This window comes from Croceicoccus sp. YJ47 (genome assembly GCF_016745095.1).
Taxonomy (GTDB): Bacteria; Pseudomonadota; Alphaproteobacteria; order Sphingomonadales; family Sphingomonadaceae; genus Croceicoccus.
On the sequence record NZ_CP067087.1, the window covers coordinates 900889 to 925147 of the forward strand.

Consider the following 24259-nt stretch of genomic DNA (forward strand, 5'->3'; position numbering starts at 1 on the left):
TCTGGACGCGCGGCGACCGAACAATATGCCGAACTTGCCGTTGTGGCAGATCGCTTTCACTTACCGCCGGGATATGGGGCAAAGACACGGGGCGGCCGGCACCGCGGTTATTCGCCGATCTGCGCACTGTTCAGAAAGCTGCGCTGTTCGAGTTCGAATTCGCGCACCACGAAATAGCTGAAGTACCGATCGACGAGCCCGCTTTCCTCGACCAGCTTCATCACCGTTTCGCGATAATGCGTCACCGATCGCGCCACGATCTTGAGGATATAGTCGCAATGGCCCGAAACCATCGCGCATTCGGCAATTTCCTCCATCGACTTCAGCTTCTGCTCGAACCGGGACACGGTGCCCATGCGCCGATCGTGGAGCGTGACCTCGACGAAGACGGTCACGAGCTCGCCAATCGCGTCCTTGTCGATGCGCGCGGCATAGCCCGTGATGATCCCGGCCTTTTCCAGCCGGTCCACACGGGTCAGGCACGGGCTGGGGGACAGGCCCACCGCCTCCGCAAGCGCGGAATTGGTGATCCTGCCCTGGGTTTCCAGCACGGTCATGATCCGAAGATCGGTGGCGTCCAGCTTCACGGGCCTCACCATGCGAAACCCCCGTTGCCTGCCATGGGCGACCCGGTCATGACATTCGGCTCCACCGCAATCTAGAGGCCCAGCAATCCGGGCAGTTCGCTGAAATCGCGAATCCGCTTGATGCCGAAATGATCGGTCGGCGGTTCGTGCCCGCGATCCACCATGATCTTCGCCCCGAACCCGAGGTCGCTCGCCGTCATCAGGTCGTAGCGCGGGCTGGACGAGACATGCATCATGTCCTCCGGCCCGCAGCCGAGCGTATCGAACATGTATTCAAAAGGACGCATCAGCGGCTTGTAGGCGCCCGCCTCCTCGGCCGTAAGCACCGAGTGGAAGGGAACGCCGATGTTCTGCGCGCTATAGGGGATGAGATCCTTCATCGAGTTCGAGAGGATCACCAGCGGATATTCGCCCGCGATCCTGCCCAGCGGCTCGGGAACGTCGGGGTGCGGCTGCCACGAGGGGATCGCGTCGTAGATCGCGTCCACGTCCGCCTTGGTGAAGGGGATCGAATGCTTCTTGCACGTCCGCTCGACCGAATTGGCGACGACATCGTAAAATGGCTTCCACGCACCGAGCACTTCGTCCAGCCGGTAGCCGCGGAAGGAATCGACGAAATCGTCCATCCTGTCCGCAGGGACACGATCCGCGAACCTGTCACGAGCGGTGGGGCCCATGATGAAGTTGATCATCGTGCCATAGCAATCGAAGCTGATGAATTTGGGCCTGAACATCGCCGTTTTTACCTTTGTTGATTGGAACCTTGGCAAGGCTAATCCCGCGAATGCGGCGATTTCACCCGTCTATGCCATGATCCAAGGAAGATTCTTGCTATTGATGTCGATTTTGCAGAACATCAGTCGCCCAGCGGCAAAGGCCGGTGGCTGATCGGCGTGGCCGAGACCACGAACACGGAATAGCTCTCGATATCCAGATCCGCCTGCCACAGCTCCTGGATCACGCGGGCAGGGCCATCATATCCCTCCGCCACGACCTTGATCAGATAATCGAACTTGCCATTGACCATGTAGAATTCGACCACCTCATCGACACGCGTGATATAGCGCTCGAAACGCATGGCGGTCTCCCGCCTGTGGTTCTTCATCGAGATCTGCACATAGGCCGCGACGAAATCGCCCAGCCGGGCAAGATCGAACTGCGCCTCGTAACGCACGATGACCCCGGCCGCCTCGAGCCGCTTCACCCGCGAAAGGCAGGGGCTCGCCGACAGGCCCACCACATCCGCGAGCTGCACATTGCTGATGCGGCCCTCGTTCTGCAGCGTGCGGATGATCTTCAAATCGATCCGGTCGAGATTCATTGCGTTTCAAACACTCCCGCTGCCAGGGTTCGCATGTATGGCGATATGCGCCCGCACGCCCTTGCCGTACAGCCTACGGCAGGTCGTGCGGCAGGATGTGCCGTTGGAGGGGCACAGGCACGGCGAATGCATGCATGTGCGCCGCATGTCACGGCATAATTGCGCGGCACAAGCGCCCTATGATGCACGACGCTCGGGGACGATCCCGAACGATTGGCCGCGAGGGATGCATTTGGAACGGTTGGACAGCCTCGATCTCAAGATCCTGACCTATCTTCAGGAGAACGGGCGCGCGACCAATGTCGCCCTCGCCGATGCGATCGGGCTCTCCGCCAGCCCGTGCCTCAACAGGCTCAAGAAGCTGGAGGGGCGCGGCTATATCAAGTCCTATGGCGCGCGGATTTCGCTCGAAAAGCTGGGCGATTTCCTGATGGTCTTTACCGAGGTCACGCTTTCCGATCACCGCAACGCCGATCTCGAGCGCTTCCTCGCGCAGGCGCGGACGGTGCCGGAAATCGTGGAATGCCATCACGTCAGCGGCGGCTACGACTATTTCCTGAAAGTGGTCGCGCGCAGCGTCAGCCATTATCAGCGCATCATCGAAGACCTGCTCGAAAGCGATGCAGGAATATCGAAATATTTCAGTTACATCATCCTCGATTCGCCGATCGTGCGCGAAACCTACCCGATTGACAGCCTGTTCAGCGGCTAGGCACCTGTCCCCGCGCGTTCAGCCGAGCGACTGATTGGCGAGCGCGAAGAGCGTGGCGGACGAATCCGGTTCGGGCGGCTTTCCGAGTGCCATGGTTACGACCCGCCCCGCGCGCGGCAGGCCCAGCGTTTCCAGCCACGGGGCAAGCCCGCAGCTTTCGGTGACGTCGATCCGTACGAAAGTCCCGACATGCCGCCCCGCCAGCGCCGCGATCAGCGCCCGGGCATCGTCCGCGTCCTGCGCAACGACCGGCCCGACCACCACGCCGCGCCCCCAGCGGCGCACCACGCCATAGCCGGTGGCGCCCTCGCCCCTGTCGACGACGAGCGTTTCGGCCCCCTCGCGCATCGCTTTGATCAGCGCCTCGCGGCCCATCCCGGCGCCGGCGCGGTCGATCGCCAGGATCGCATCGTCATCCTCCGCCTCCGCCTTGCGCAGCGGTACCGACGGATCGACCTCCGGCGCCCGGCTGAGCACGGCCTGATGCTGCAGCACGATGGAATAGGGTTCGAACCCCGTGCCGAGGTAGAGCTTCTGCCCCTCGACCGTCGAGTTGAGGACCACCCGGCGCTCACCCGCATCGGACAGAAGCGCCTCCATCAGCCGCGCGCCAATGCCGCGCCGCTGCACCTTTTCGGAGACGATGATCATCCCCGCCGTGGCGAAATCGGGCGCATACGGCCACCACAGCGCCGTACCGACCAGTTCGCCATCCATCTCCGCCGCAAAGCCGTGGCCGAGGCCGAATGCGACCTCCCAATCCTCGATCCGGTAGGGCCATTGCACATCCTGCGACAGGGACAGGGCCTGCGGCAGATGTTCGGACGTCATCGGCACGATCTCGATCATTCCGGCAGAGGACGATGCGGAAGAGGTCTTGGTCATGGATTGCCTGTTCTTCTGGTCTTAGTGCGGCGCACGGGTCTGCGCCCTTGAATGGGGATCAGCTCCGGTCGTCGCGCACGTCGAGCGCGTCGCGCAGGCCATCGCCGACGAAGTTGAAGCTGGTGACCGCGATGGTGATCGCGACGCCCGGAATGATCGCCAGCCAGGGCGCGGTCGCCAGATATTGCTGCGCCCCGCCCAGCATGTTGCCCCAGCTCGGCAACGGCGGCTGAATGCCGTAGCCCAGAAAGCTGATATAGGCCTCCAGCAGGATCGCGCGCGCGACCGTCAGCGTCGCGGCGACGATGATCGGCCCCATCGCGTTGGGCAGAATCTCGCGCAGCATGATATGCGTGCCGCCCAGCCCCAGCATGCGCCCGGCCTGCACGAATTCACGTTCGCGGAGCGACCGGACCTCGGCCTCGACGATGCGGGCAACCTCCATCCACCCGGTCACGGCGATGATGATCGTGACCATCGTGGGCGTCGGTTTGAGAGCGGCGGCGAGCGCGAGCAGCAGGAAGATGGAAGGAAAGGCGAGGAACCCGTCGACCGTCCGCATCAGCACCGCGCCGACCCAGCCGCCGCGATAGCCCGCGACCAGCCCCACCAGCGTCCCCAGCAAGGTCGACATCACCATGGCCGAAAACGCCACGATGAGCGAAACGCTGCCCGCCATCATCAACCGCGCCGCAATGTCCCGGCCCAGCGGATCGGTCCCGAAATAATAGTCGCCCGTCAGCGGCGGGGTGAACCGCACGCCGAGGTCGATGTAAAGCGGATCGTGCGGGAGAAAGAACGGCCCGATAAAGCATGCAAGCGTCAGGACCGTAATCATGGTGAAACCCAGCAGCGCCAGGCGATGGTTCGCGAAGCGGCGCACGGTGCGGTTCTTCCACCAGCTGGTCCGTCCCGGATTGGCTGAAACGGCGGTCATTCGGGATGCCTCCTTTGGGACATGGGGCGGGCTTTGCACAAGAGTTGCTCCGCGCGTTTCGGCGGTGGTTTCCGGTAGCGCATCGGTTCGGTTCGGACAGGCGCGCTCAACTCAGGCGTATCCTGGGATCGACGATGGCGACCGCGATATCGGCGAGCAGATTGCCGAAGATGACGAGGATGGCCGAGAACATCAGCAGCCCCATCACCACCGGATAATCGCCATAGCTGATGCTATCGAGGAAGAGGCGGCCCATGCCGGGCCATGTGAACACGGTCTCGGTGACCAGCGCACCGGTGAGCAGCGCGGGTAACTGCATCCCGGCGAGCGTGATCATCGGCAGCAACGCATTGCCGACCACATGCTTCATCAGGATGCGGCGCTCGCTCACCCCCTTGGCGCGGGCGGTTTTCACGAAATCCTGGTTGATCACGTCCAGCGTCGCGGTGCGCATGTAACGGCTCCAGATCGCGATATGTACCAGCGCCAGCACGACACTCGGCATTATGAGATGGAGCAGGTAGTCGCCCACCGATTCGTCGCCGACCGTGTACATGTTGCCCGCCGGCAGCCAGCCCAGTTGCAGCGAGAAAATGTAGATGCCGACCAGGCCGAACCAGAAGGTCGGGATCGACAGCGCAACCATCGCAGCGATCGTCGCCACGTGATCGAAGGTGGAATAGCGGTGGGTGGCACCGCGAATGCCGACCCAGGTGCCCACCGCGACCGCGATCACCGTGGAGGAGCCCATCAGCAGGAGCGTGGCGAACAGATGCCGGCCGATCACGCTGAGCACCGAGGTGCCGTCGCGGAAGGATTGTCCCCAATCCCCTTGCACCAGCCGCCACGCCCAGTCGAAATATTGCACGTAAAGCGGCCGGTTGAGGCCGAGCTGTTCCTTCAACCGCTCGATATCGGCCTGCGTCATGCCGGGGTCGAGCGCATATTGCGCTAGCGGCCCGCCGGGAATGAGGTTGAGGATAAAGAATCCGATCACGGACACGATCACCAGGAGGACGATGATCTGCGTGATGCGATTGAGCAGGAAACGCAGCATTCAGCCCTCCTTCTTTTGCGATGGCAGGCGCGAAACCGGCCCCGCACGTGACGAGGTCCGGACCGGATCACGCTCCCCGCCGGGCTGTTTGTCGCCATTGGCCAGATACCAGCTCGCCGCATTCCACGATTCGGTGCGCGTGTTGCTGTTCGGCTCGAACCCCTTGATGTCCGCGCTGCGGCCAAAGACGTTCTTGTACTGGAATATCGGAAGCAGCGGCAGATCGTGGCGCACGATCTCCTGCACCCGGAAATAGAGTTTCCGGCGTTCTTCCACGTCGAAGGTCCGCGCGGCCTTGTCGAGCAAGACATCGACTTCGCTGTTCTTGTACTGCGCGTTGTTCGATCCGCTGCCGCCCTGCGCGGTGATCGACTTGCTGTGCAGGCGGTTGGTCACGTCCGGGTCCGCGCCGATGAGATAGGTGCTGCCCACGATCACGCTGTCGAAGCGCGACTGCGTCCAGAAATCGCCCCACATCACGGCAGGCGGCAGGTTGGCGATGGTCATCTCGGCGCCGATCTCGCGGAAGGTCTGCTGCAGATATTGCTGCACCATTTCGCGCAGATGATCGCCCGATGTCGTCGAATTCTCGAACGCCAGGCGCACGCCGTTCTTTTCCCGGATGCCGTCGGCCCCCGGCCGCCAGCCCGCCGCATCGAGGATGGCTCTTGCTTTTTCCGGATTGTACTCCTGCGCCGGCAGGTCGGGATTATGGTAGAACGACTGCTGCGGCATGAAGGTTTCGGTGATCTGCGGCACGCCGTGATAGAGCGAACCGATGATCGCCTCCCGGTCGAGCGCCGCATAGAGCGCCTCCCGCACGGCCAGTTCGCGAAACTGCGGCCGGGCAAGATTGAGGTAGAAGGACTCCACCGAGGAGGCGAGCACCGGCTCGACCACCATGCCGGGCAGCTTGCGCGCCTCGTCGTAATTGTCGGGACTGATATAGACCTGCCCGACCAGATCGATGCCCCCGCTCTTGAACTGCGTGTAAAGCACGGTGATGTCGGGGATATATTTGAAGATCAGCAGGTCGAGATAGGGCCCCTCGCCGAAATAATCCGGGTTGGCGACCAGTTCGAGATGGTCGCCCGCCATCCGTGCGCCCCATTTGAACGGCCCGGTCCCGATCGGCGCCTGATTGAAGGCGGCATTATTGGGATCGGCCTCGTTCTCGAACATGTGGCGGGGCACGATGAACGTTTCAGTAAGGAAGGACAGATAGGGCGCAAACGGCTCCTCCATCCGCCAGGTCAGCTCGGTCGGCGAGACCACTTCGATGTCCCGCACCAGCGTATGGCCGGACGTGCGCCAGGCACGAAAATCGGGATCGGTGATCAGCTCGAGCGTGAACTTCACGTCCTCAGCGGTGAACGGCCTGCCATCGTGCCAGCGCACATCGTCGCGCAGGCGAACGCGCCAGCGCAGCCCGTCTTCGGAAATGCCACCGTTTTCGAGGCTGGGAACCTCGGCCGCCAGATGCGGCTGCACCAGCCCGTCGGGATCCATCCGGACCAAGGGATCGAACAGCGAGAACAACACGCCGTCGTCCACTTCGCCATGCACCATCAGCGGGTTGAAAACGGTCGGCTCCTGCGACAGCCCGACCACGACGCTGTCGACGCCGTCCGCGGTGGACATTGCCGTCGTCGACGACGCCGCCTGCGAACCGCTGTCGGGCCGGCTGACAAGGTTCCAGGCGATTACGCCGCCGCCCCCGACCGCCAGTGCCGCGAGGATCTTGCGCCGGTCGAAACCGCGCCGCGTGGTGCTGTCGCTCATCGGTTCATTCCTGTCTGCGGTGCCGCCGTCGTCCCGGCTGGCGGGCTTGCATCCCGGCCCGGAATGGCCGCGACCAGTTCGCGCGTGTAGTCCGACCGGGGCGACATGAAGATTTGCGAGGGTGCCCCATATTCCACGACGCGCCCCTTCTGCATCACCGCGATTTCGTCGCAGATCTGGCTCGCCACCCGAAGATCGTGGGTGATGAAGATCATCGCCACCCCGGTTTCGCGCTGGATCTCTTCCAGAAGTTGCAGGATCTGGGCCTGGATCGACACGTCGAGCGCCGACACCGCCTCGTCCGCGATCAGCAGCTTGGGCTTGAACATCAACGCGCGCGCGATGCCCACGCGCTGCCTCTGCCCGCCGGAAAATTCGTGCGGATAACGGTCATACGCGCCGGGATCGAGGCCGACATGCTCGAGCAGCGCCATCGCCTGCCGGCGCGCCTCGTCCTGCTCCATGCCATGCGCGACGGGGCCGACCGTCAGGCTGTACCCGATCGTCGCGCGCGGATTGAGCGAGGCGAACGGATCCTGGAAAATCATCTGGATCTTCGTGCGCAGCGGCTTGAATTCACGCTCCGAAAGGCCTGCGATGTCGCGCCCCTCGAACAGGATCCTGCCCCCGTCATTGTCGAGCAGCTTGATCAGCACCCGGCCGAGCGACGACTTGCCCGAACCGCTTTCCCCGACCACGCCCAGCGTGCGCCCCGGCGCCAGTTCGAACGAGATGTCGTTGACCGCGGTCACGATGCGCGGCGGCTGAAACAGGCCGCGCGCGCTGCGGTAGGTCTTCATCAAGCCTTCGACCTGCAGGAGCTGCGTTCCGCCTGTCGCCGCCGCATGGCTGTCGCGGTCGCCGCTGCGCAGCCTCGGCACGGCGGCGATCAGCTGCTTCGTATAAGGATGGCCCGGCGCATTCAGCACCTTGTCCGCCAGGCCGCGCTCCACGATGCGGCCTTTTTCCATCACCACCACCTCGTCGGCGATTTCGGCCACGACGCCGAAATCGTGCGTGATGAACATGACGCTCATGCCCTTGCGCTGCTGAATCTCGCGAATGAGCGCGAGAATCTGCGCCTGTGTCGTCACGTCGAGCGCGGTCGTCGGCTCGTCCGCGATCAAAATCGCGGGTTCGAGCGCCAGCGCCATCGCGATCATCACGCGCTGACGCTGGCCGCCCGACAGACGGAAGGGATATTGGTGAAACATGACCTCGGGATCGGGCAGCCCCACCTCGTCGAGGAGGGACAGGGCCTTCTCCGCGCGCGATCGGGGCGATCCGACGTCATGCGCGGCCATGACCTCCTCGATCTGTTCGCCCACCGTCATCAGCGGGTTGAGCGCGGAAAGCGGATCCTGAAAGATCATCGACACGACCCGGCCGCGCAAAGCGCGCAGGCGGTCCGGGCCGAGATCGGTGATGTCCTCGCCATTGAGGATAATGCGGCCCGACATGATGCGCAGCGCCCGCGGCAGCAGGCCCATGATCGCATTGGCCGACACCGACTTGCCGGAGCCCGATTCCCCGATGATGCACAGGATCTTGCCGCGCGGAAGATCGAAGGAGACGTCGTCGACCGCGTGCAGCCGGTCCATGCCCGCGGGCAGGGCCACCTGCAGATCGCGCACGGACAGCGCGACCGGACCGGGCGTTTCTGGCTCCACACTTCCAACCATTCGGTCCATTCCCCTTAGCGTAGCGGCGCGGGCGCCGGCGGTTGACGTTGGATTCCCGCAGCAGCCGGACAAATCCGGTTTCCGGTCATCACCGCCGCGTAAACGACCGGACGGTGCCGGTGCGTTTCTCCGGAAAAAGGGCAATTGCGTGCCCGTGTCCCCGGCGGCGTCGATCGACCTTTTGCCTTTTTCACCCCGTTCGCGGCGAATCCCGCCGTCCCGTCAGGCCGCCTTGACCCTGAGCATGAGTTTGAAGCGTCTGCCGCGCCATTTTGATCAAATGTTCGCGGCGTGGCAGCAGGAAATATTGTAATCCGATTGCAACTTGGCATTTCCTCGGCCCGCGGCCCCGTCAAGCACCCCGGCGAGCGAAAGAAACCCGGCTGCGCGCCGCATTCGAAACGGGTGCGGGTTCCGCGCCCGTGGGCCGGTCGCTGTCACCAAACGCCAAATCGGAGCCGGGATTCGCGCGAATCGGATGAAATTCGCGCGATATTCGACATCACCTGCCGCCCGCCGCAGGGGAATGTTCCGTCAGCATGTCATTATTCACGGGGGTCAAGATCCGATGTCACCGTTTGTCGAACGCATAGACAGCGACGAGACGCTGCCCGCATCCGCCGATGTCGTCATCGTGGGGGGCGGAATCGTCGGTGTTACCGCGGCCTATTTCCTCGCGCGGCGGGGCATTTCGGTCGCGCTCATCGAAAAGGGCCATGTCGCCTGCGAACAGTCGAGCCGCAACTGGGGCTGGTGCCGGCAGCAGAACCGCGACGCGCGCGAACTGCCGCTGTCGTCGGTGGCGATGCGGCTGTGGGACGAATTCAGCAACGATCTCGAACACGATGTCGGCTTTCGCCGCTGCGGCCTCGTCTATGCGACCGATAACGAGGCGCAGCTCGCGGGCTGGTCGGACTGGCAGCCCTATGGCCTCGATCATGGGGTCGATACCCGCCTGCTGAGTGCCGAGGAGGTGCGCAAGCTGATTCCCGAAGCGGGGCGCAAGTGGATCGGCGGCGTCGCCTCCCCCGACGATGGGAAGGCCGAACCCGCCATCGCCGGGCCCGCGATCGCCATGGGCGCGCGGGCACACGGTGCAACCATTCATCAGAACTGCGCCGCCCGTGCGCTCGACGTCGAGAATGGCCGGGTCGTCGGCGTGCATACGGAAAAAGGGCTGATCCGGGCGAACGCCGTGCTGTGTGCCGCGGGCGCGTGGGCCTCGCGTTTCCTGCGCCCCCACGGCATCAATTTCCCGCAGGCCGGCGTCCGGCAGACGGCGGTGCGCACCAAGCCGACCGCCGATGTCGGCGCGTGCCTCTATGCGCCCGATTTCGCGATGACGCGCCGCCTCGACGGCAGCTACACCCTCGCGATCAGCGGCAAGGCCACGATCGACCTGACGCCGCAGGGCATACGCTATGCCCGCGAGTTCGTGCCGCAGTTCATGCGCCGGCTGAAGAATGTCAGGCTGGCGGTCGGTCCGTCCTTCGTGACGGGGCCGGAATCGCTGCTCTCGGTGCTGAGGAACGACGAGACGATCTTCGAACGCACCCGTGTGCTCGACCCCGCGCCGCAGCAATGGCTGGTGCGCAAGATCATGGCCAATGTCGGCGCCGCCTTCCCGCAATTCGCGAACATGGAACTCGTCGGATCGTGGGGCGCGCTGGTCGATTGTTCGCCCGATGCGGTCCCGGTGATCTCGAAAACGGATGGACTGGACGGGCTCGTGCTGGCGGCGGGGTGTTCGGGCCATGGCTTCGGCATGGGGCCGGGGATCGGTCTGCTGGCATCGGAGCTGCTGACCGATGCCGACACCTGCGTCGATCCGCGGCCGTTCCGCCTCTCCCGCCTGGTGGACGGGTCGCCGCTCGACATCGGCGGGCTGTGATCGGCGCGCGGGCGGGGATGTTTCCCGGCCCGCGATGCATGCGCCCTGTGTGTAGGCCCGGCCAGCCCCTCGGGGTCAGCCGGGCCGGATCATATCAGGCCGCGGGACGGAACAGCGAATAGATCTTTGCCACATCGACCTGGCTGTCCCAGGTGCATTCGGCGCCCTTCTCGATGATGAAAATGTCACCTTTGGAGAAAGTCGCGCTGGTGCCCACCGCATCGGTGAAGGTCACCTCGCCTGCGAGCAGGTGCATCAGCTCGGTATGGTGGAAGAAGATCGCCCTTCGCGTATAGGGCGTGGAGTCCCACACGCCGCAGCTGTATTGCCCGTCCTCGGACAGGAAATGATTGTTGGACCGGCACGACGGCCTGTCGGAGAGCAGCACATCGTCCGCAGGCGGGTTGGACGCCGTCAGCGCAGCGCCATTGTCGATCTTCACGATCCGCGGCGGGCCGCCTTCCCCGCCGGGATAGGACATGCCGATGAGGGTCGCGTCGGCATCCGCGGTCCAGGCAAACGGCGTGCCGCGGGCGATCACCGCGCCTTCGCCTGTTGCAAGCGCGACCTCTCCGTCCGGCCCGGTCAGCGTCACCGCGCCCTCCGCGACCAGCACGAACAGGTCGCCGCCGGGCGCATCGGCATCGGCTCCGCCTGCGGAGAGCGCGATCCCCTTGACCGTGCAGGGACCGGCGTCGAGAGCGAACTCGGTCGCGCCCGTGCCGAACGGGTCGTCACGGTCGCGCGGTGCCGCCTTCGCCAGCGCCTTGAGGTCGATGAAGCTGGGGCAGGTGGTCATTGTCGTCATGCTTTGCTGTCCTTTCGAAGGGAATCGATACGTGCGCGAGGCACACGCCCACCCGCCCCGCTTTGACGCACGGGCACGGGCACGGGTGCGGCGCGATCGAAAAAAGATGCGCGCCCCCGTCGGGACGCGCGCATCGGTTGTCAGAAATATTTGAGCCAGGTGATGTCCCGCCGGCGACGCTTCAGCCGCGCGTACCAGACGGTCGGGAAATACAGCACCACGAGCATGATCGGATACCAGGCAAGCACCCAGTGGTAATTGTCGAACATGTAGGCGCCGCCGTTGTTCGGCCCCCAGATCCCGAGCGCGCTGTGATACAGGATGCGCAGCACGGTCAGGTGCAGAAGATAGAAGAACATCGGCGCCGCACCAAAGATCGCGATGGCACCCACCAGTCCGGTATCCTCGATCTTCTCGAACAGGACCAGCAGCAGGGCCCCGCCGCCCAGCGTGGGCAGGAGGAACAGCAGCGAGGGCGGATATTTCGTCATCGAGATGAAGCTGATCACGCTGCGCACCGAATTGCCTTCGGTCATGAACCACGGCTTGTCGCCGTAGATGTTGAGCGTGCGGAGCAGGATGAACGCTGCGATCATGCCGAAACCCAGGATCAGCAGATTGCGATTGCGCTGCTCGGCCGGGTATTCGGGCCGGAACCACGCCCCCGCGACATAGCCCAGCGAAATGACGCCCAGCCATGGCAGGATCGGATAGGTCGTCTTGGCGACGAAACCGAACGGCAGGTCGATCACGTCACGCTGATAAAGGATGGCCCACAGCGGGAATGCCGGGTTCTCGGCCGTCAGGCGCACGGGGTCGAGCAGGTTGTGGAAGCACAGCATGCCGATGCCGAACGCGATGAGCGCCGGCCGCGGGAGCCGCATCAGCCCGGCGAGCGCGATCATGGAAATGCCGATCGCCCAGATCACCTGCAGCCAGAACGTCGGCTGCGGCACGATGCCCCAGTAGAGCGGCGAGAGATAGACAAGCTCGATCACGATCAGCAGCGCGCCGCGCTTGAGGAGATAGGAGGTCGTTTCCTCGACCGTGTGGTTCAGGCTGTAGAGATAGACGCCAAGCCCGGTGAGAGCGACGAAGATGGGCGCGCAGAAGCTTACCGCAAAACGCGCGAAACCCAGCGCCGGGATAACCGTCGATGCATCGATCGGATCGGCCACGATGTAATTGACGAACCAGGTTTCTCGAAGATGGTCGAGCAACATGAGGATCATGACGAAACCGCGTAGCGCGTCGATATTGGCCAGACGCGCCTTCGCCTTGACGTTGGTTTGCCCTGCGGCCGGTGGCGCGCTTGCCGGCATTGATATGCTAGTTGCCATCATTCGCATCCGTTACAGTGATCGCTGATCCGATGCATGGTGACCGATGCCGGGCCAACAGGATATGTTAGTTTGCAAGGAATCTGGTCGATTGTTCCAAAATTCACCATGCCAATGGCAGTAAGTTCCGCGGACGGGAATGACCGCCGCGTTCAGCCGCCTTGCCCGAGCATCGCGACCGCGTCGACTTCCACGAGATAGCCGTAATGCAGCTCCGCCACCGGCACCACGGTGCGGGCCGGGCGCGCATCGCCCAGCATCGCGCCATACACATCGTTGAACGCGGGCCAGTTTTCGACCCCGCAGATATAGGCAGAGACCCGCACCAGATCCGCCGGCGAACCGCCTGCCGCGTCGAGCACGCCGAGCATGTTGGCGATGGCCTGCCGGGCCTGCGCGGCGAAACCCATGTCGTCGAGCGGCGCCCGGTCCGGCCGGATCGGAAGCTGTCCGGAGATATAGAGCGTCTGCCCCGCCCGAACGCCTTGCGAATAGGCGCCGGCGGGGGCGGGGGCCTTGTCGGTTTCGATGATTTTGCGCATGTCTTTCCTTACCATCCCGCGAACCGTTGCCATTCCGCCTCGACCGCGTGGCTTTCGCCGCGCACCACGTGATACGATCCATGCTGCGCGCCGGTTGCGCAGGCGTGGTTGGGAAGGATGCGCACCCTGTCGCCGATCTGCAGATCGGGCAGGACGGCATCCGATCCCTCGCGCACCGCGATGATCCCGTGTTCCTGGTTCGCGTCGACGAGGATCAGGTCGTCATAGGGAACGCCGTCGATGTCGCAGACCACGCCATAACCCTGATCGACCGCTTGCTTCGCGGTTCCCCGGTCGCGCGACATCGCCATCCACCCCGCATCCACCAGGATCCATCCCTTGCGCGGCTGATGGCCGATCACGGTTCCCAGCACCGAGAGCGCGATGTCCTCCATGCGGCAGATACCGATGCCCGCCATGACGAGATCGAAGAAGACGAAGACCCCGGCGCGAACCTCGGTCACGCCATCGAGATTGGCGGCATGATGCGCGGTCGGCGTGGAGCCGATGCTGACGACCGGGCAGGCATGGCCGAACTCGCGCAGGATCGTGGCGGCATCGACGACGGCCCGGCGCTCCTCTTCTGCACATTGCCTGAGCGCATCGTCTCCGCGCGCGGCATAGCTTCCGCCCGCATGGGTCAATACGCCGCGCAACTCTCCCCCGTCGGTCAACGCCGCGGCGATCGCGCCAAGGGTCTCCCGGTCACGCGGCAGCACGCCAGAGCGGTGGCCGTCGCAGTCTATCTCTATGAAGACCGGGATCGGCATCTCCGCCTCGCGCGATGCGGCGGCCACCGCTTCGGCCTGCTCCACCGAATCCACCACGAGGGAAAGGTCGCAGCCCCCGCGGCGCACCGCCACGATCCTGTCGAGTTTGGATGGCGCGATGCCGACCGCATAGATGAGATCGGTAACGCCGGCCCCGGCAAAAAATTCCGCTTCGCGCAGGGTGGACACGGTCGCCGGCCCCTGCGGCGAGGACATCACCGCGTGCGCGACCGCGATCGACTTCGCCGTCTTGAGATGCGGGCGCAGCGTCACGCCGAACGGGTCGAGCCGCTCGCGCAGGCGGGCAACATTGCGCTCCATCCTGTCCGCGTCGAGGACGAGGCACGGCGTCTCGATCTGTGTCAGCGTCGTCTGGCCGGGCAGGTCCGTGTCGGCTGTGCGTACGGCTTCGCTCATTCGTGCTCTCCTGCTGCGTCCGGGCGCGCGGAGATGGCGCGGCTCATGACGGGAAATACCCCAGCATGGCCTTCGTCTCGAGATATTCCTCGAACCCGAACACGCCATATTCGCGCCCGTTGCCGGACTGCTTGTAGCCACCGAAGGCCGCATGCGCGTCCCACGCGGGCAGGTTGATATGAACCTGCCCCGCCCGGATTTGCCGCGCGACGCGCCGCGCACGGTCGAGATCGGCCGATTGCACATGCGCGCCGAGGCCGTAGCAGGTGTCGTTGGCGATGCGGATGGCATCCTCCTCGTCCCGGTAGGGCACGAGGCACAGGACAGGCCCGAAGATTTCCTCGCTCGCGATGCGCATGTCCATCGACACGCCGGAGAAAATCGTGGCCCTGGCATAAAACCCGCGGGTCAGCCCGTCGGGCCGCCCGGTCCCGCCGCACACGACCCTGGCGCCTTCGGCAATGCCCATTTCGATCATCGCCTGCACCTTGTCGAATTGCGGGCGATTGGCGAGCGGACCCATCAGCGTATTCTCGTCCGCAGGATCGCCGACGGTCATCGCCTCCGCCGCGGCGACGGCGAGCGCCTCGACCTCGGCGAGCCGGTCGCGGGGGACGAGCATGCGGGTCGGCGCGCTGCACGATTGGCCGGCATTGCGCATCGCGGACGCCACGCCGGGCGCGACGACATTCGCGAAATCGGCATCGTCGAGCAGGATATTCGGCGATTTGCCGCCCAGCTCCTGCGTGACGCGCTTGACCGTGGGCGCGGCGGCCATCGCGACCTCGACCCCCGCGCGGGTCGATCCGGTGATCGAGACCATGTCCACGTCCGCGTGGCGGGAGAGCGCCGCGCCCACATCGGGCCCAGCCCCCATGACCATGTTAAACACCCCAGCGGGCACGCCGGCATCGTCGAGCACCTGCGCGAAGATCTGCGCGCTGAGCGGGGAGAGTTCGCTGGGCTTGAGCACCATGGTGCACCCGGTCGCCAGCGCCGGGGCGACCTTTGCGGTCATCTGGTACAGCGGCCAGTTCCATGGCGTGATGAGGGTGCACACGCCGATGGGTTCGCGCGCGATCGCGGTGGTGCCTTGCCGGCGCAGGAAATCGAAACGGTCGAGCACCTCGATCGCGGCGCGGACATGCGCGATGCCGAACGGCACCTGCGCCGCGCGGGAAAACCCGATGGCGCAGCCCATCTCGCGCGTGATCGCCTGCGCGATGTCCTCCGCGCGCTCGTCCAGCAGTTCGGCAATCCTGCGCAGCAGCGCCGCCCGCTCACCGGGATCGGTGGCCGAAAACGCGGGAAAGGCCGCGCGCGCCGCCGCGACGGCCCGGTCGACATCGGCAATGCTGCCCAATGTGACCGTGCCGATCTGCGCTTCGCTGGCGGGGTCGATAATGGGAACGGCGCTGGATGCCCCGGCGGGCGCGACCCATTCGCCGCCGATATAGAACCTGTCGCAATCTGGCGTTTTCATCGGAATTCTGCCCTGTTCGGACGAGGGCGCCGGGTTCGGATACCCGATCATGGCCCGCGACATGGGTGGGAATGCCGATGAAAACTACGAAGCGTCGCGACACGCCTCAAGCCCGGTGTGGATGGCCCCACACCACGATCTGCTCTTTTTTGCGGGGCTGACGTCATATTGTTCGGCGGCGGCGTCCGCCGGAACGCTGCGCCGAACCGCCGCGGCCTGCCCTGTACCGGGGCAGGCCGCGGCGCGGTCTTTATCCCTTCACGATGGTCTTTTCGGTAAAGCGCATCGCGGGGAACGGCATGTAGCTGATCCGCAGCCGCTGCCGCAGGGACAGCTTATGCTCGCCCTTGGGAAAGCCGCCGGGATAGGTCACCGACAAAGTGGCTAGCGCGCCGAAATTCCAGCGCCGGTCATAGGTGGTTTCCATCTCCTCCAGCGTGATCGGCCCGTTGCCGTCGTCGAAGCTGACCGCCTCGCGGGGGAGTTCCTCGCCGTCGACCGCCACGGTCATTTCTTCCAGCATCGAAAGCGTCAGCCCGCGATAATATCCCAGCTTGGTGGTGAAGCTGAAACCGGTCGGGCTGTCCTGGGGGCCGATGTCGGTGACGCTGTCGGGATCGATAAGATATTTGTCGAACATCAGGCGTCCTCCTGCCCATTTGCGGTTTCGCCCAAGAGGCGCTTGAACATCTCGTGCTGACGCCGGACCTGCTCGCGGCTGTCGACTTCCATGACGTCCTGCACCCAGCGGTTGCCTTCGTATTCGCTCGACAAGGTTCCTTCCCAACCGGCCTTCAAAAGCTCGGGAATGACCTCGTCATAGGCGTGCGCCGGATCGCGGCAATCCTCGGTCATGCCATAGAACTTGGCCTGGATATGGCGGAAATAAGGGGCAAAATCGCCGATCCGCTTGGGATTGGCATAGGGCGCGTGGCGCAGCGTTTCGGCCATGCGGATTTCGGACGGATTGCCCTTCATCTTCACCGCCACCTCGTAGATGGTGTATTCGCACATCACCTTTTCCTCGTGCTGGTCCACGATGAACTGGGTGATTTCGGGCCGCGCACCTTCGCGCTCGAACCGCCCGCGCAGTTCGGGCGGGTAATGCTTCATGAAAATGCCCATGTCGGGCAGGATGCCGAGATGTTTCGTGCCGAGCCGGTCCGCCACCTCGATCGTGCGCAGGATCCACGGATGGTCGAGATACCACGGCGCGTGGACTTCCACGCCCATGTGCACGTCCAGTTCCTCGGCATAGGGCACGCAACGTTCCAGAATGTCGGGCCGCACGAAGATCAGCACGCGCATGTTCTTGATGCCCATGCGATTGCACAGGACGAGGTCACGCCGGATGCTCTCGATCTGCTCCTCGTCGGTCAGCAGACGGTCATTGCGCAGCTTCGTGTCGAGAAACATGTCGTAGCAGGTGAAATGGCAACCATGCCGTTCGAGCATCTCGTGCCAGCCTGCGATCTCCGCATCGGTGACGTTGGGAAAGCTGGGCATGTTCTGTTCGGGCAGGACCTCGATACCCTTCGCGCCGATGGACGCGGCAAAGGACACGCAGTCCTCCACGTTCATCTGGCCGAGGAACATCTCCTCCTGAAAACTATAGAGGCTGACGCCCCTGCGGATCTTGGATGCCATGCAATGGGCTCCTTTATTATGCCGGAAGATCGGCGGGATTGGGAAAAACGAATGGGGTTGCAGGTGGCGGATCCGGGCCGGTCATGCCGGCATGAACGACCCGTGCCGCGCCCTCAAAAATGATTTCATCGGCGCCGATTTCGGACACGCAGAAAGGCCCGGTTACTGCATCATTGCCGCGAGAAAGGAAACCCGACCCCATGATCGCACCGATGGGCATGGTGGGCGCGGCCATATGTGACGCAGCCTCGCCCCCATGCAGGGCACGCGCGCCGCGGCGGGACAGCATGCCCCGCCCGGCGTCACCCCGGCAAAGCCTGCCGCCGACCGCAACGGAACGGCACCTGCATGACCGGCGCATGGGCGTCAGCCTTCCAGCTCCGCATTGAATTTGCCGTCGATGAGGACGAAGCAGATGCGGCAATTCTGGTTGGTGCGATTGGCCCATCCGTGATTGGTGCCGCGCTGCACGATGATGTCGCCGGCGCGCACGGTGGTCTCGCCCTCGTCCATGATGAGCACGAGTTCGCCTTCGATCACTATGCCGTAATCGATCGTCTCGGTGCGGTGCATGAGCGCGTGCTTCGCGCCGGCCTTTGCCGCATTGGACGCAGCGCCCGCGCCGATCTCGGCAAAATGGGCGGCGGCTTCCTCGGGCGTCATGTTGCGGATGCCGTCCCCCTCGGGCGGAATGTCGAGCACGCGGATGCGCGTGCCGTTCGCCGGCGGGGCGAGCACGATGCCCTCCTCGGCCGGTTCGCCGCTTGCCGCATCGATCGGTGCGGGCGTCGCGCGCGTGTTCCACACCTCGTGGAACATCGGGCCGATCGCGCCGCCGACCTGCTGCACCCGCGGCACCGCGCCGTCCTCCTGGATGATTGCGTTTCCGTCCTTGTCATGGCCGGTGACGACGCGCCTGACTGCCTTGCTTTCCATGAATCCTGTCCCTCGTTACGATGTTCCGGCCTCGATGCGGCGATGCGGCGTCCTTATCGCCGGGTCGCCGCGCCGCGCATCACCCCGCCTGTCCGCCCAGCGTCTCTGCAAACCAGTCGGAGAGGAGGTCGCGGCCATAGGCCATGTTGTCGGCGCCGACATGTTCGACCCCGCCTTCGCGTTCGGTGAAGATCACCTTTTCCCGCCGCGGCGAATTGACGAGCTGCTCGTACAGATCGTCGGCATAGGTCGGGCTGATCTGCCGGTCGTTCGCGCCGTGGGTCACGAGGAAGGGCACCGTGATCCGGTCCATGTGGCCGTTGAGGTTCATCCCGGACGATTTCTCGAGGAAATCCTCCTGGTCCTCGGCGCCGAAGGCCCAGTGCACATGCGCCCAGTAATGCGGCACGGGGTTCTCGCCCTCGCGCTGCATGCGCTTGTCCTGCACCTCGCGCCAGTTGTGGTTCGCGCCCCACACCGCGCCGCTGGCAAAGCGCGGTTCGTAGGCAACCGCGCGTGGCGCGAAATGACCGCCCAGCGAAATGCCGGTCATGCCGATGCGGTTGGCGTCGACCTCGTCGCGGCCCTCCAGCCAGTCCACCGCCTTCGAGGCCCAGCTTTCGCTATGCGGATCGACCGGCAGACCCTGCAACCGCAGCGCCTCGCCGCTGCCCGGCTGATCGACGCAGAGGGTCGAAATGCCGCGCCGCGCCAGCTCCTCGGGCAGGCGGGTCCAGTAGAGCAGCTCCTTGCAGCTATCGAGCCCGTTGCAGAACACGACCGCCGGCATGGCCCCATCGCCCGGCGCGCGGGTCCACAATGCGGGCATCGTGCCGGTGTCGAGCGGGATCTCCACCCGCTCGCGATTGATGCGGAGCCTGGTCGAACGGTCGAACGCCTCGCGCGCCTTCGCAAAGGTCTCCGTGCGGCCCGGGTGGCCGTGGCCCTGCATCCGCTCCGCCGTGAAGAGGTAGAGCGAGGCACGCTCCAGCTTGTTCGAGGCGGAAAAGGCGCGGCCCTTCGCCGCATCCTCGTCCGCGAGGGCGAGCAGCTTCTCGCCCATCTTCGCCCATTCGCGCATGAACGCGGGCGTGCCGGCATCCGCGCCCTCGTTCGCCGCGTCGAGGATCGGCTGACACATGTCGACGATCTCGCCGACCTGCCCGCCGCTTTCCATCGCGATGGCGACGCTGAGGTTCCAGATATAGTTCTTGAACGGGGAGTAGAGGGCCACGGCTCAGATCTCCGCCGGGGTGAACAGGCAGGGGTCCGCTTCGGGCTTGGGCATGGTCTGCGGACCGCCGACGCCGGTGCCCCACTGGTCCATGACCTGCGGGCCGGGTTCGTGGACCTTGTCCTCGTGGTTCTCGAAATCGACCTCGTCCAGTTCGGAGGTGTATTCCACCGCAAAGCCACCGGGCGTCGTGAAATAGCTGAACGTGTTGTTGCCCGCCGTATGCCGCCCCGGGCCCCAGCGGATGTCGGTCCCGCGCTTCTTCAGCCGCGAGGCGCCCCGCATCATGTCATCGACCGTCAGCATGTCATAGGCGACATGGTTGAGGCACGGCGGCCCCGGCAGCAGCGCGATGCGGTGATGCGCCGAATTGCAGCGCAGGAAGCACATGAAATCGCCGAGCCAGTCGCTCACCCTGAAGCCGAGCACATCGGTAAAGAACGCCACCATCGCCTGGTGATCGGGCGAGTGGAGCACGATATGGCTGATCTTGACCGGCGTGCCTTCCCAGCGTTCCATCGCGCGCTTGTCCGCCCGGGCGACATCGGCGCTGATCTCGAACGGCAGGCCGTCGGGCGAGAAGAAGCGAAAGCCATAGCCGCCGCCCGGCGCATCGAGATCGCGCGGTTCGTGCACGATCCTGCACCCGGCATCCACGACCCTGGCGTGGAGCGTGTCGACATCGGCGCGGCTGTCGGCCGCCAGCGCGATCACCTCGACGCAATTGCTCTCCCGCTTGTGCAGGCGCACCACGTGATGTTCGTCATGGCCATGCGTCTTGAACCAGGCGGTATCCTCGCTCGCCCCCACCTCGACCAGACCCCAGTCGTCGGTGTAAAACGCGCGCTCCGCGTCAAAATCGCTGGTGCCGTATCCGACATAGCGGATCTCGGTAACACGGGCGGTCATGGGCAATTCCTCTCTGCGGGGGGGATGGAAAGACAGGTTCGGCCTGAACCGAAACGGTGTCTCTTCCGAGTTTCGTTCGCTATTTTAGAATTACGCTTCTAATTTGGTCGAGGAGGCAGGTCAATCCCGCGCATTCCGGCGCTGCCCGAAAATGTCCCGAGGCAGACGCAGCACGCACAGAATCGCCAGACCGAGCGCAAGCGCCATCACCGCATTGGCCGGATCCAGCCCCGCCAGCCGCGCCGCCGCGTCCTCGCCCGAAACCGAAAAATAGGCGCCGCCTACAAGCGCAATGCCCAAAGCCCCGCCGATCTGCTGCGCCGTGCGCAGTGTCGCGCTGGCGGTGCCGGCGTTGTGCCGCTCGACCTCTGCGACCACGATCGGGCCGAGGGGACCGGACAAGGTGCCCATCCCGATTCCGGCCAGCAACAGCACCACATAGAGAATGGGGTCGCCACTGTTGCCGCCCTCGATCGCCTGAAGCGTAAGCGTCGTGCCGGCGATCATCGCGAGACCGCCCGCAACCGGCAGTGCCTTGCCCAGTCGCGGCAGCAAGCGCGGCACGAGGAACCCGACGCCGATCATAACGCCTGCGCCGAACGGGATATGCACCAGCGCGGTTTGCAGCGGGCTCAATCCCAGCCCCTGCTGCAACGAGACGGCAAGCACCAGCAGGAAACCGATGGCCGCGCTGGAAAAGCAGAACGCGGACAACACGCCCCATTTAAAAGTCCCGATGCCGAACAGGCCCGGCTCGATAATGGCGGGCGATCCGGCACGCCGGCGACGGCGCGCGCGGAACCAGCCATACAGGACAAGGCCAAAGGACACCGCGAACAGCGCGACCAGAGCCGGGCTCGCGCCCACCTCGGCGCCCTGGATCAAGGCATAGAGCAGCCCGCCGAAACCTGCGGCGAAGATCAAGGCGCCGACCGGATCGATGCGCAGGTCCTTTTCCGCCTGCCGCGGCGGCAGCGCGGCCCAGCCCACCAGGACGGCGAGCGCGCCGATCGGCAAATTGATGAGAAACACGAGCCGCCAGCCGAGGCCCAGCAGGTCGAGTTCGATCAGCACGCCGCCCACGATCGGCCCGATGATCGCGGCAAGGCCCACGATCACACCGAAATAGGCGAGCTTCGACACACGTTCGAGCGGGGTGTAAAGCAATTGCACGATCGCCATCGTCTGCGGCGCCATCACCGCGCCGGTCGCGCCTTGCAGCATGCGCGCCCAGACGAGTTGCTCCGGGCTCTGTGCCAGACCGCACAGCACGGATGCGAGGACGAACGCGCTGACCCCGATCAGGAACACCCGCGAATGGCCGAACGCATCGCCCAGCCTCCCGCCCAGCAGCAGCAGCGACCCCAGCGTCAGCAGATAGCCCGCGACGATCCATTGCATCGCGGCGGGCGACGCGGACAGCGCGTCGCGAATCGCCGGAAGCGCGGTGTTGACGATCGTCGAATCCGCCACCTCGAGCACGACCGCGGTAAGAACCGTGAAAAACGCGACGGTCTTGCGCCTTTCCGAAACCGCGGAATGGTCACCCGCCCGTGCCGCGGCACTGTTCAAATCCGACATCGCCCCTCCCCGCCGGCAGCCGTTTCATAGCTGCTTTCGACAAATTAAAATCATCCTTCTATTATCGCCTGAAATTGGTAAGGGGTCAATCGTTCCCGATGACGATGTCCGCGATTGCGGGCGTGGCCGGGAAACCGGAAAAACGGATGGGAGGGACCGAATGACCAACAACGGCGAAGCCGGACGCAAGGCGGGAATACCGCAGGGGATAACGGTAATTCTTGCCGGTTTCCTGCCGATATTGGCGATCGTTTCGATGTTTCCCGCGGTCGGGGCCATGATCGGCCATTTCGCGCCGACCGACCCGAACGCGGCAACCAAGGTCCCCTCGATGGTGACCGCGCCGGGCCTCGCGATCGCCGTCACGGCGCTGTTCATGGGCTTGCTCGTCGACCGTTTTGGTAAGCGCAAGCTGCTGCTGATCTCGACCTTCTCCTACGGTTTTATCGGGGTCATTCCCTTTTTCCTCGAAGATCTCGACTGGATCTACGCCTCGCGGCTGCTGCTGGGCTTCAGCGAGGCGGCGATCCTGACGACGGTCAACACGCTCCTCGCGGATTACTGGGCCGAGGACGGTCGCCGCCGCTGGCTCACGCTACAGGGGATGGTCGGTCCGGCGCTATCGTCGGTCATGATCTTCTTTGCCGGCACGCTCACCGCGTGGCGCTGGAACGGGATCTTCCTGCTTTACCTGTTCGCCATTTTCATCGCGATCGCGATGTGGCGCTACATGTTCGAACCCGAAAGCGATGCCACCGTGCGCCGCAACCTCGGCATGGACGAGGACCGCACGGCGGGCGATGCGTTCCCGTGGGGCACGATGCTGGGCATTGCGGTGCTGACCTTGTTCAGCTCGGCAATCTATTACGTGTTCATCGTGAACGGTTCGGTCGTGTGGGAAGAGCTGGGCATCGCCGATCCCGAAAGCATCGGCCGCATCACCGCATTGCCGAGCCTCTTCATCCTCGCCGGCGCGGGCCTGTTCTGGCTCCTAGGACGGCAAGGCTGCAGCTTCCGCATCCAGGTCGCGGTGTTCCTGCTGCTCTTGGCGAGCGGGCTGGCACTCATGGGGCTGACCTCCAACTGGCAAGGGATGGTCGCGGGCATGGCATTGCAGCAGACGGGCGCTGGCATGACCATCCCCACGCTCATCGTCTGGGCACAGAGCCGCCTGCCATTCGCGCATCGCGGACGCGGCATGGGCGTGTGGACGGCGACCTTCTTCTTCGGTCAGTTCTCCTCGCCGCTGATGGTCAGCCTCCTGCGCGAGCAACTGGGCTCAATGCAGCAGGCGTTCCTTGCGATGGGCATCCTGTCGGCGGTCGGCGCGCTGGTGTTCTTCCTGATCCTGGGGCGAACCCGCACCGCGCCGAAGGAGGCGCTGATCGCTGCGGCGGCAAAACAGGGCAACGTTCCCTGATCGCGGCCCCGGCCCGGCCGGTGGGTCCATACGACATGCCGCCTTCGGGCTCGCGCTGGGGTCGCCTGTCCCTCTGGGGAGGGGACCATCGATGAGAAGGGCCGGTCACATGGCACGCGGCAAGACCATCGCCTCGCCGCTCGCGATATGGGCGGGGCGTCCGGTCATGGCGGGATGCGCGACCGGCCTGTTCGCGCCCATCAGCGCGACGACGCGTGTCGCCACGCTCTTCGCGGTGCGATTGGTAGAGGCCGGACGGGATGGAGCGATCCGGGTCATGCCGGGCGCCATCGTCATCGCCAATTCCACATCATCTTC

Annotated in this window: 24 protein-coding genes; 3 read left to right on the forward strand and 21 right to left on the reverse strand. The window is 64.7% G+C overall.

The genetic code is table 11. The features are described 5' to 3' along the window. Nucleotides 1-107 precede the first annotated feature (107 nt). The 3 genes from JD971_RS04335 to JD971_RS04345 all read right to left on the reverse strand — a co-directional run bounded on the left by JD971_RS04335 (nt 108) and on the right by JD971_RS04345 (nt 1908). Nucleotides 108-599 (reverse strand): Lrp/AsnC family transcriptional regulator, encoded by a 492-nt coding sequence (locus JD971_RS04335; protein ID WP_202086181.1) that lies wholly within the window; start codon nt 597-599, stop codon nt 108-110. A gap of 59 nt (nt 600-658) precedes the next feature. Beyond that, entirely contained in the window at nt 659-1321 is a 663-nt protein-coding gene (locus tag JD971_RS04340) for a haloacid dehalogenase type II (RefSeq protein ID WP_202086182.1), read from the reverse strand. A 122-nt stretch (nt 1322-1443) separates the two neighbouring features. Beyond that, on the reverse strand, nt 1444-1908 hold the full coding sequence (locus JD971_RS04345) for an Lrp/AsnC family transcriptional regulator (protein WP_202086183.1): 465 nt from the start codon (nt 1906-1908) through the stop codon (nt 1444-1446). A 232-nt stretch (nt 1909-2140) separates the two neighbouring features. On the opposite strand from JD971_RS04345, the gene JD971_RS04350 reads away from it, so the two are divergent. Continuing rightward, nucleotides 2141-2620, forward strand: coding sequence for an Lrp/AsnC family transcriptional regulator (locus JD971_RS04350; RefSeq protein ID WP_371809712.1), 480 nt, complete (start codon nt 2141-2143; stop codon nt 2618-2620). A gap of 18 nt (nt 2621-2638) precedes the next feature. Here the strand turns inward: JD971_RS04350 and JD971_RS04355 are convergent, their stop codons facing one another. The 5 genes from JD971_RS04355 to JD971_RS04375 form a co-directional block, all read right to left on the reverse strand. Next, a complete protein-coding gene (locus JD971_RS04355) occupies nt 2639-3505 on the reverse strand; it encodes a GNAT family N-acetyltransferase (protein WP_202086185.1) in 867 nt (288 codons plus the stop codon). Nucleotides 3506-3563: 58 nt separating this feature from the next. Beyond that, the gene (locus JD971_RS04360; RefSeq protein ID WP_202086187.1) at nt 3564-4442 is read right to left on the reverse strand and encodes an ABC transporter permease; all 879 of its coding nucleotides are present in this window, start codon (nt 4440-4442) and stop codon (nt 3564-3566) included. A 106-nt stretch (nt 4443-4548) separates the two neighbouring features. Continuing rightward, on the reverse strand, nt 4549-5499 hold the full coding sequence (locus JD971_RS04365; RefSeq protein WP_202086189.1) for an ABC transporter permease: 951 nt from the start codon (nt 5497-5499) through the stop codon (nt 4549-4551). Next, nucleotides 5500-7281: a peptide ABC transporter substrate-binding protein gene (locus JD971_RS04370; RefSeq protein WP_202086191.1), complete on the reverse strand. Its 1782-nt coding sequence runs from the start codon at nt 7279-7281 to the stop codon at nt 5500-5502. It abuts the gene before it with no gap. Further along, a complete protein-coding gene (locus JD971_RS04375; RefSeq protein ID WP_202086193.1) occupies nt 7278-8963 on the reverse strand; it encodes an ABC transporter ATP-binding protein in 1686 nt (561 codons plus the stop codon). Before JD971_RS04375 ends, JD971_RS04370 begins: the two co-directional genes overlap by 4 nt. A gap of 568 nt (nt 8964-9531) precedes the next feature. Between JD971_RS04375 and JD971_RS04380 the strand changes: the two genes are divergently transcribed. Next, nucleotides 9532-10854 (forward strand): FAD-binding oxidoreductase, encoded by a 1323-nt coding sequence (locus tag JD971_RS04380; RefSeq protein WP_202086194.1) that lies wholly within the window; start codon nt 9532-9534, stop codon nt 10852-10854. Between the two features lie 94 nt (nt 10855-10948). Here the strand turns inward: JD971_RS04380 and JD971_RS04385 are convergent, their stop codons facing one another. The 12 genes from JD971_RS04385 to JD971_RS04440 form a co-directional block, all read right to left on the reverse strand. Then, nucleotides 10949-11662: a cupin domain-containing protein gene (locus JD971_RS04385; RefSeq protein WP_202086195.1), complete on the reverse strand. Its 714-nt coding sequence runs from the start codon at nt 11660-11662 to the stop codon at nt 10949-10951. Nucleotides 11663-11802: 140 nt separating this feature from the next. Then, nucleotides 11803-12984, reverse strand: coding sequence for a DUF1624 domain-containing protein (locus JD971_RS04390; protein ID WP_236672266.1), 1182 nt, complete (start codon nt 12982-12984; stop codon nt 11803-11805). A gap of 170 nt (nt 12985-13154) precedes the next feature. Next, a complete protein-coding gene (locus JD971_RS04395) occupies nt 13155-13544 on the reverse strand; it encodes a RidA family protein (RefSeq protein ID WP_236672267.1) in 390 nt (129 codons plus the stop codon). An 8-nt stretch (nt 13545-13552) separates the two neighbouring features. Then, complete coding sequence (locus JD971_RS04400; RefSeq protein ID WP_202086198.1) at nt 13553-14731, reverse strand: alanine racemase; 1179 nt, start codon at nt 14729-14731, stop codon at nt 13553-13555. Nucleotides 14732-14774: 43 nt separating this feature from the next. Beyond that, nucleotides 14775-16214: an aldehyde dehydrogenase family protein gene (locus JD971_RS04405; RefSeq protein ID WP_202086199.1), complete on the reverse strand. Its 1440-nt coding sequence runs from the start codon at nt 16212-16214 to the stop codon at nt 14775-14777. Nucleotides 16215-16464: 250 nt separating this feature from the next. After that, nucleotides 16465-16854, reverse strand: coding sequence for a DUF6379 domain-containing protein (locus JD971_RS04410; protein ID WP_202086201.1), 390 nt, complete (start codon nt 16852-16854; stop codon nt 16465-16467). Continuing rightward, nucleotides 16854-17861, reverse strand: a complete 1008-nt coding sequence (locus tag JD971_RS04415) for a sugar phosphate isomerase/epimerase (protein ID WP_236672268.1) — start codon at nt 17859-17861, stop codon at nt 16854-16856. The genes JD971_RS04410 and JD971_RS04415 overlap by 1 nt, the downstream gene beginning before the upstream one ends. A gap of 16 nt (nt 17862-17877) precedes the next feature. Continuing rightward, nucleotides 17878-18096: a hypothetical protein gene (locus JD971_RS04420; RefSeq protein WP_202086203.1), complete on the reverse strand. Its 219-nt coding sequence runs from the start codon at nt 18094-18096 to the stop codon at nt 17878-17880. A 131-nt stretch (nt 18097-18227) separates the two neighbouring features. Beyond that, complete coding sequence (locus JD971_RS04425; RefSeq protein WP_202086205.1) at nt 18228-18797, reverse strand: cupin domain-containing protein; 570 nt, start codon at nt 18795-18797, stop codon at nt 18228-18230. Between the two features lie 79 nt (nt 18798-18876). Next, nucleotides 18877-20031, reverse strand: a complete 1155-nt coding sequence (locus JD971_RS04430) for a S9 family peptidase (protein WP_202085005.1) — start codon at nt 20029-20031, stop codon at nt 18877-18879. Nucleotides 20032-20034: 3 nt separating this feature from the next. Then, on the reverse strand, nt 20035-20940 hold the full coding sequence (locus JD971_RS04435) for a VOC family protein (RefSeq protein WP_202085007.1): 906 nt from the start codon (nt 20938-20940) through the stop codon (nt 20035-20037). 120 nt (nt 20941-21060) lie between these two features. Beyond that, nucleotides 21061-22521, reverse strand: coding sequence for an MFS transporter (locus JD971_RS04440; protein ID WP_202086207.1), 1461 nt, complete (start codon nt 22519-22521; stop codon nt 21061-21063). A gap of 160 nt (nt 22522-22681) precedes the next feature. On the opposite strand from JD971_RS04440, the gene JD971_RS04445 reads away from it, so the two are divergent. Beyond that, nucleotides 22682-23941, forward strand: a complete 1260-nt coding sequence (locus JD971_RS04445) for an MFS transporter (RefSeq protein WP_202086209.1) — start codon at nt 22682-22684, stop codon at nt 23939-23941. 105 nt (nt 23942-24046) lie between these two features. On the opposite strand, the gene JD971_RS04450 is transcribed toward JD971_RS04445, so the two are convergent. Further along, nucleotides 24047-24238: a hypothetical protein gene (locus JD971_RS04450; protein ID WP_202086211.1), complete on the reverse strand. Its 192-nt coding sequence runs from the start codon at nt 24236-24238 to the stop codon at nt 24047-24049. Nucleotides 24239-24259 lie beyond the last annotated feature (21 nt).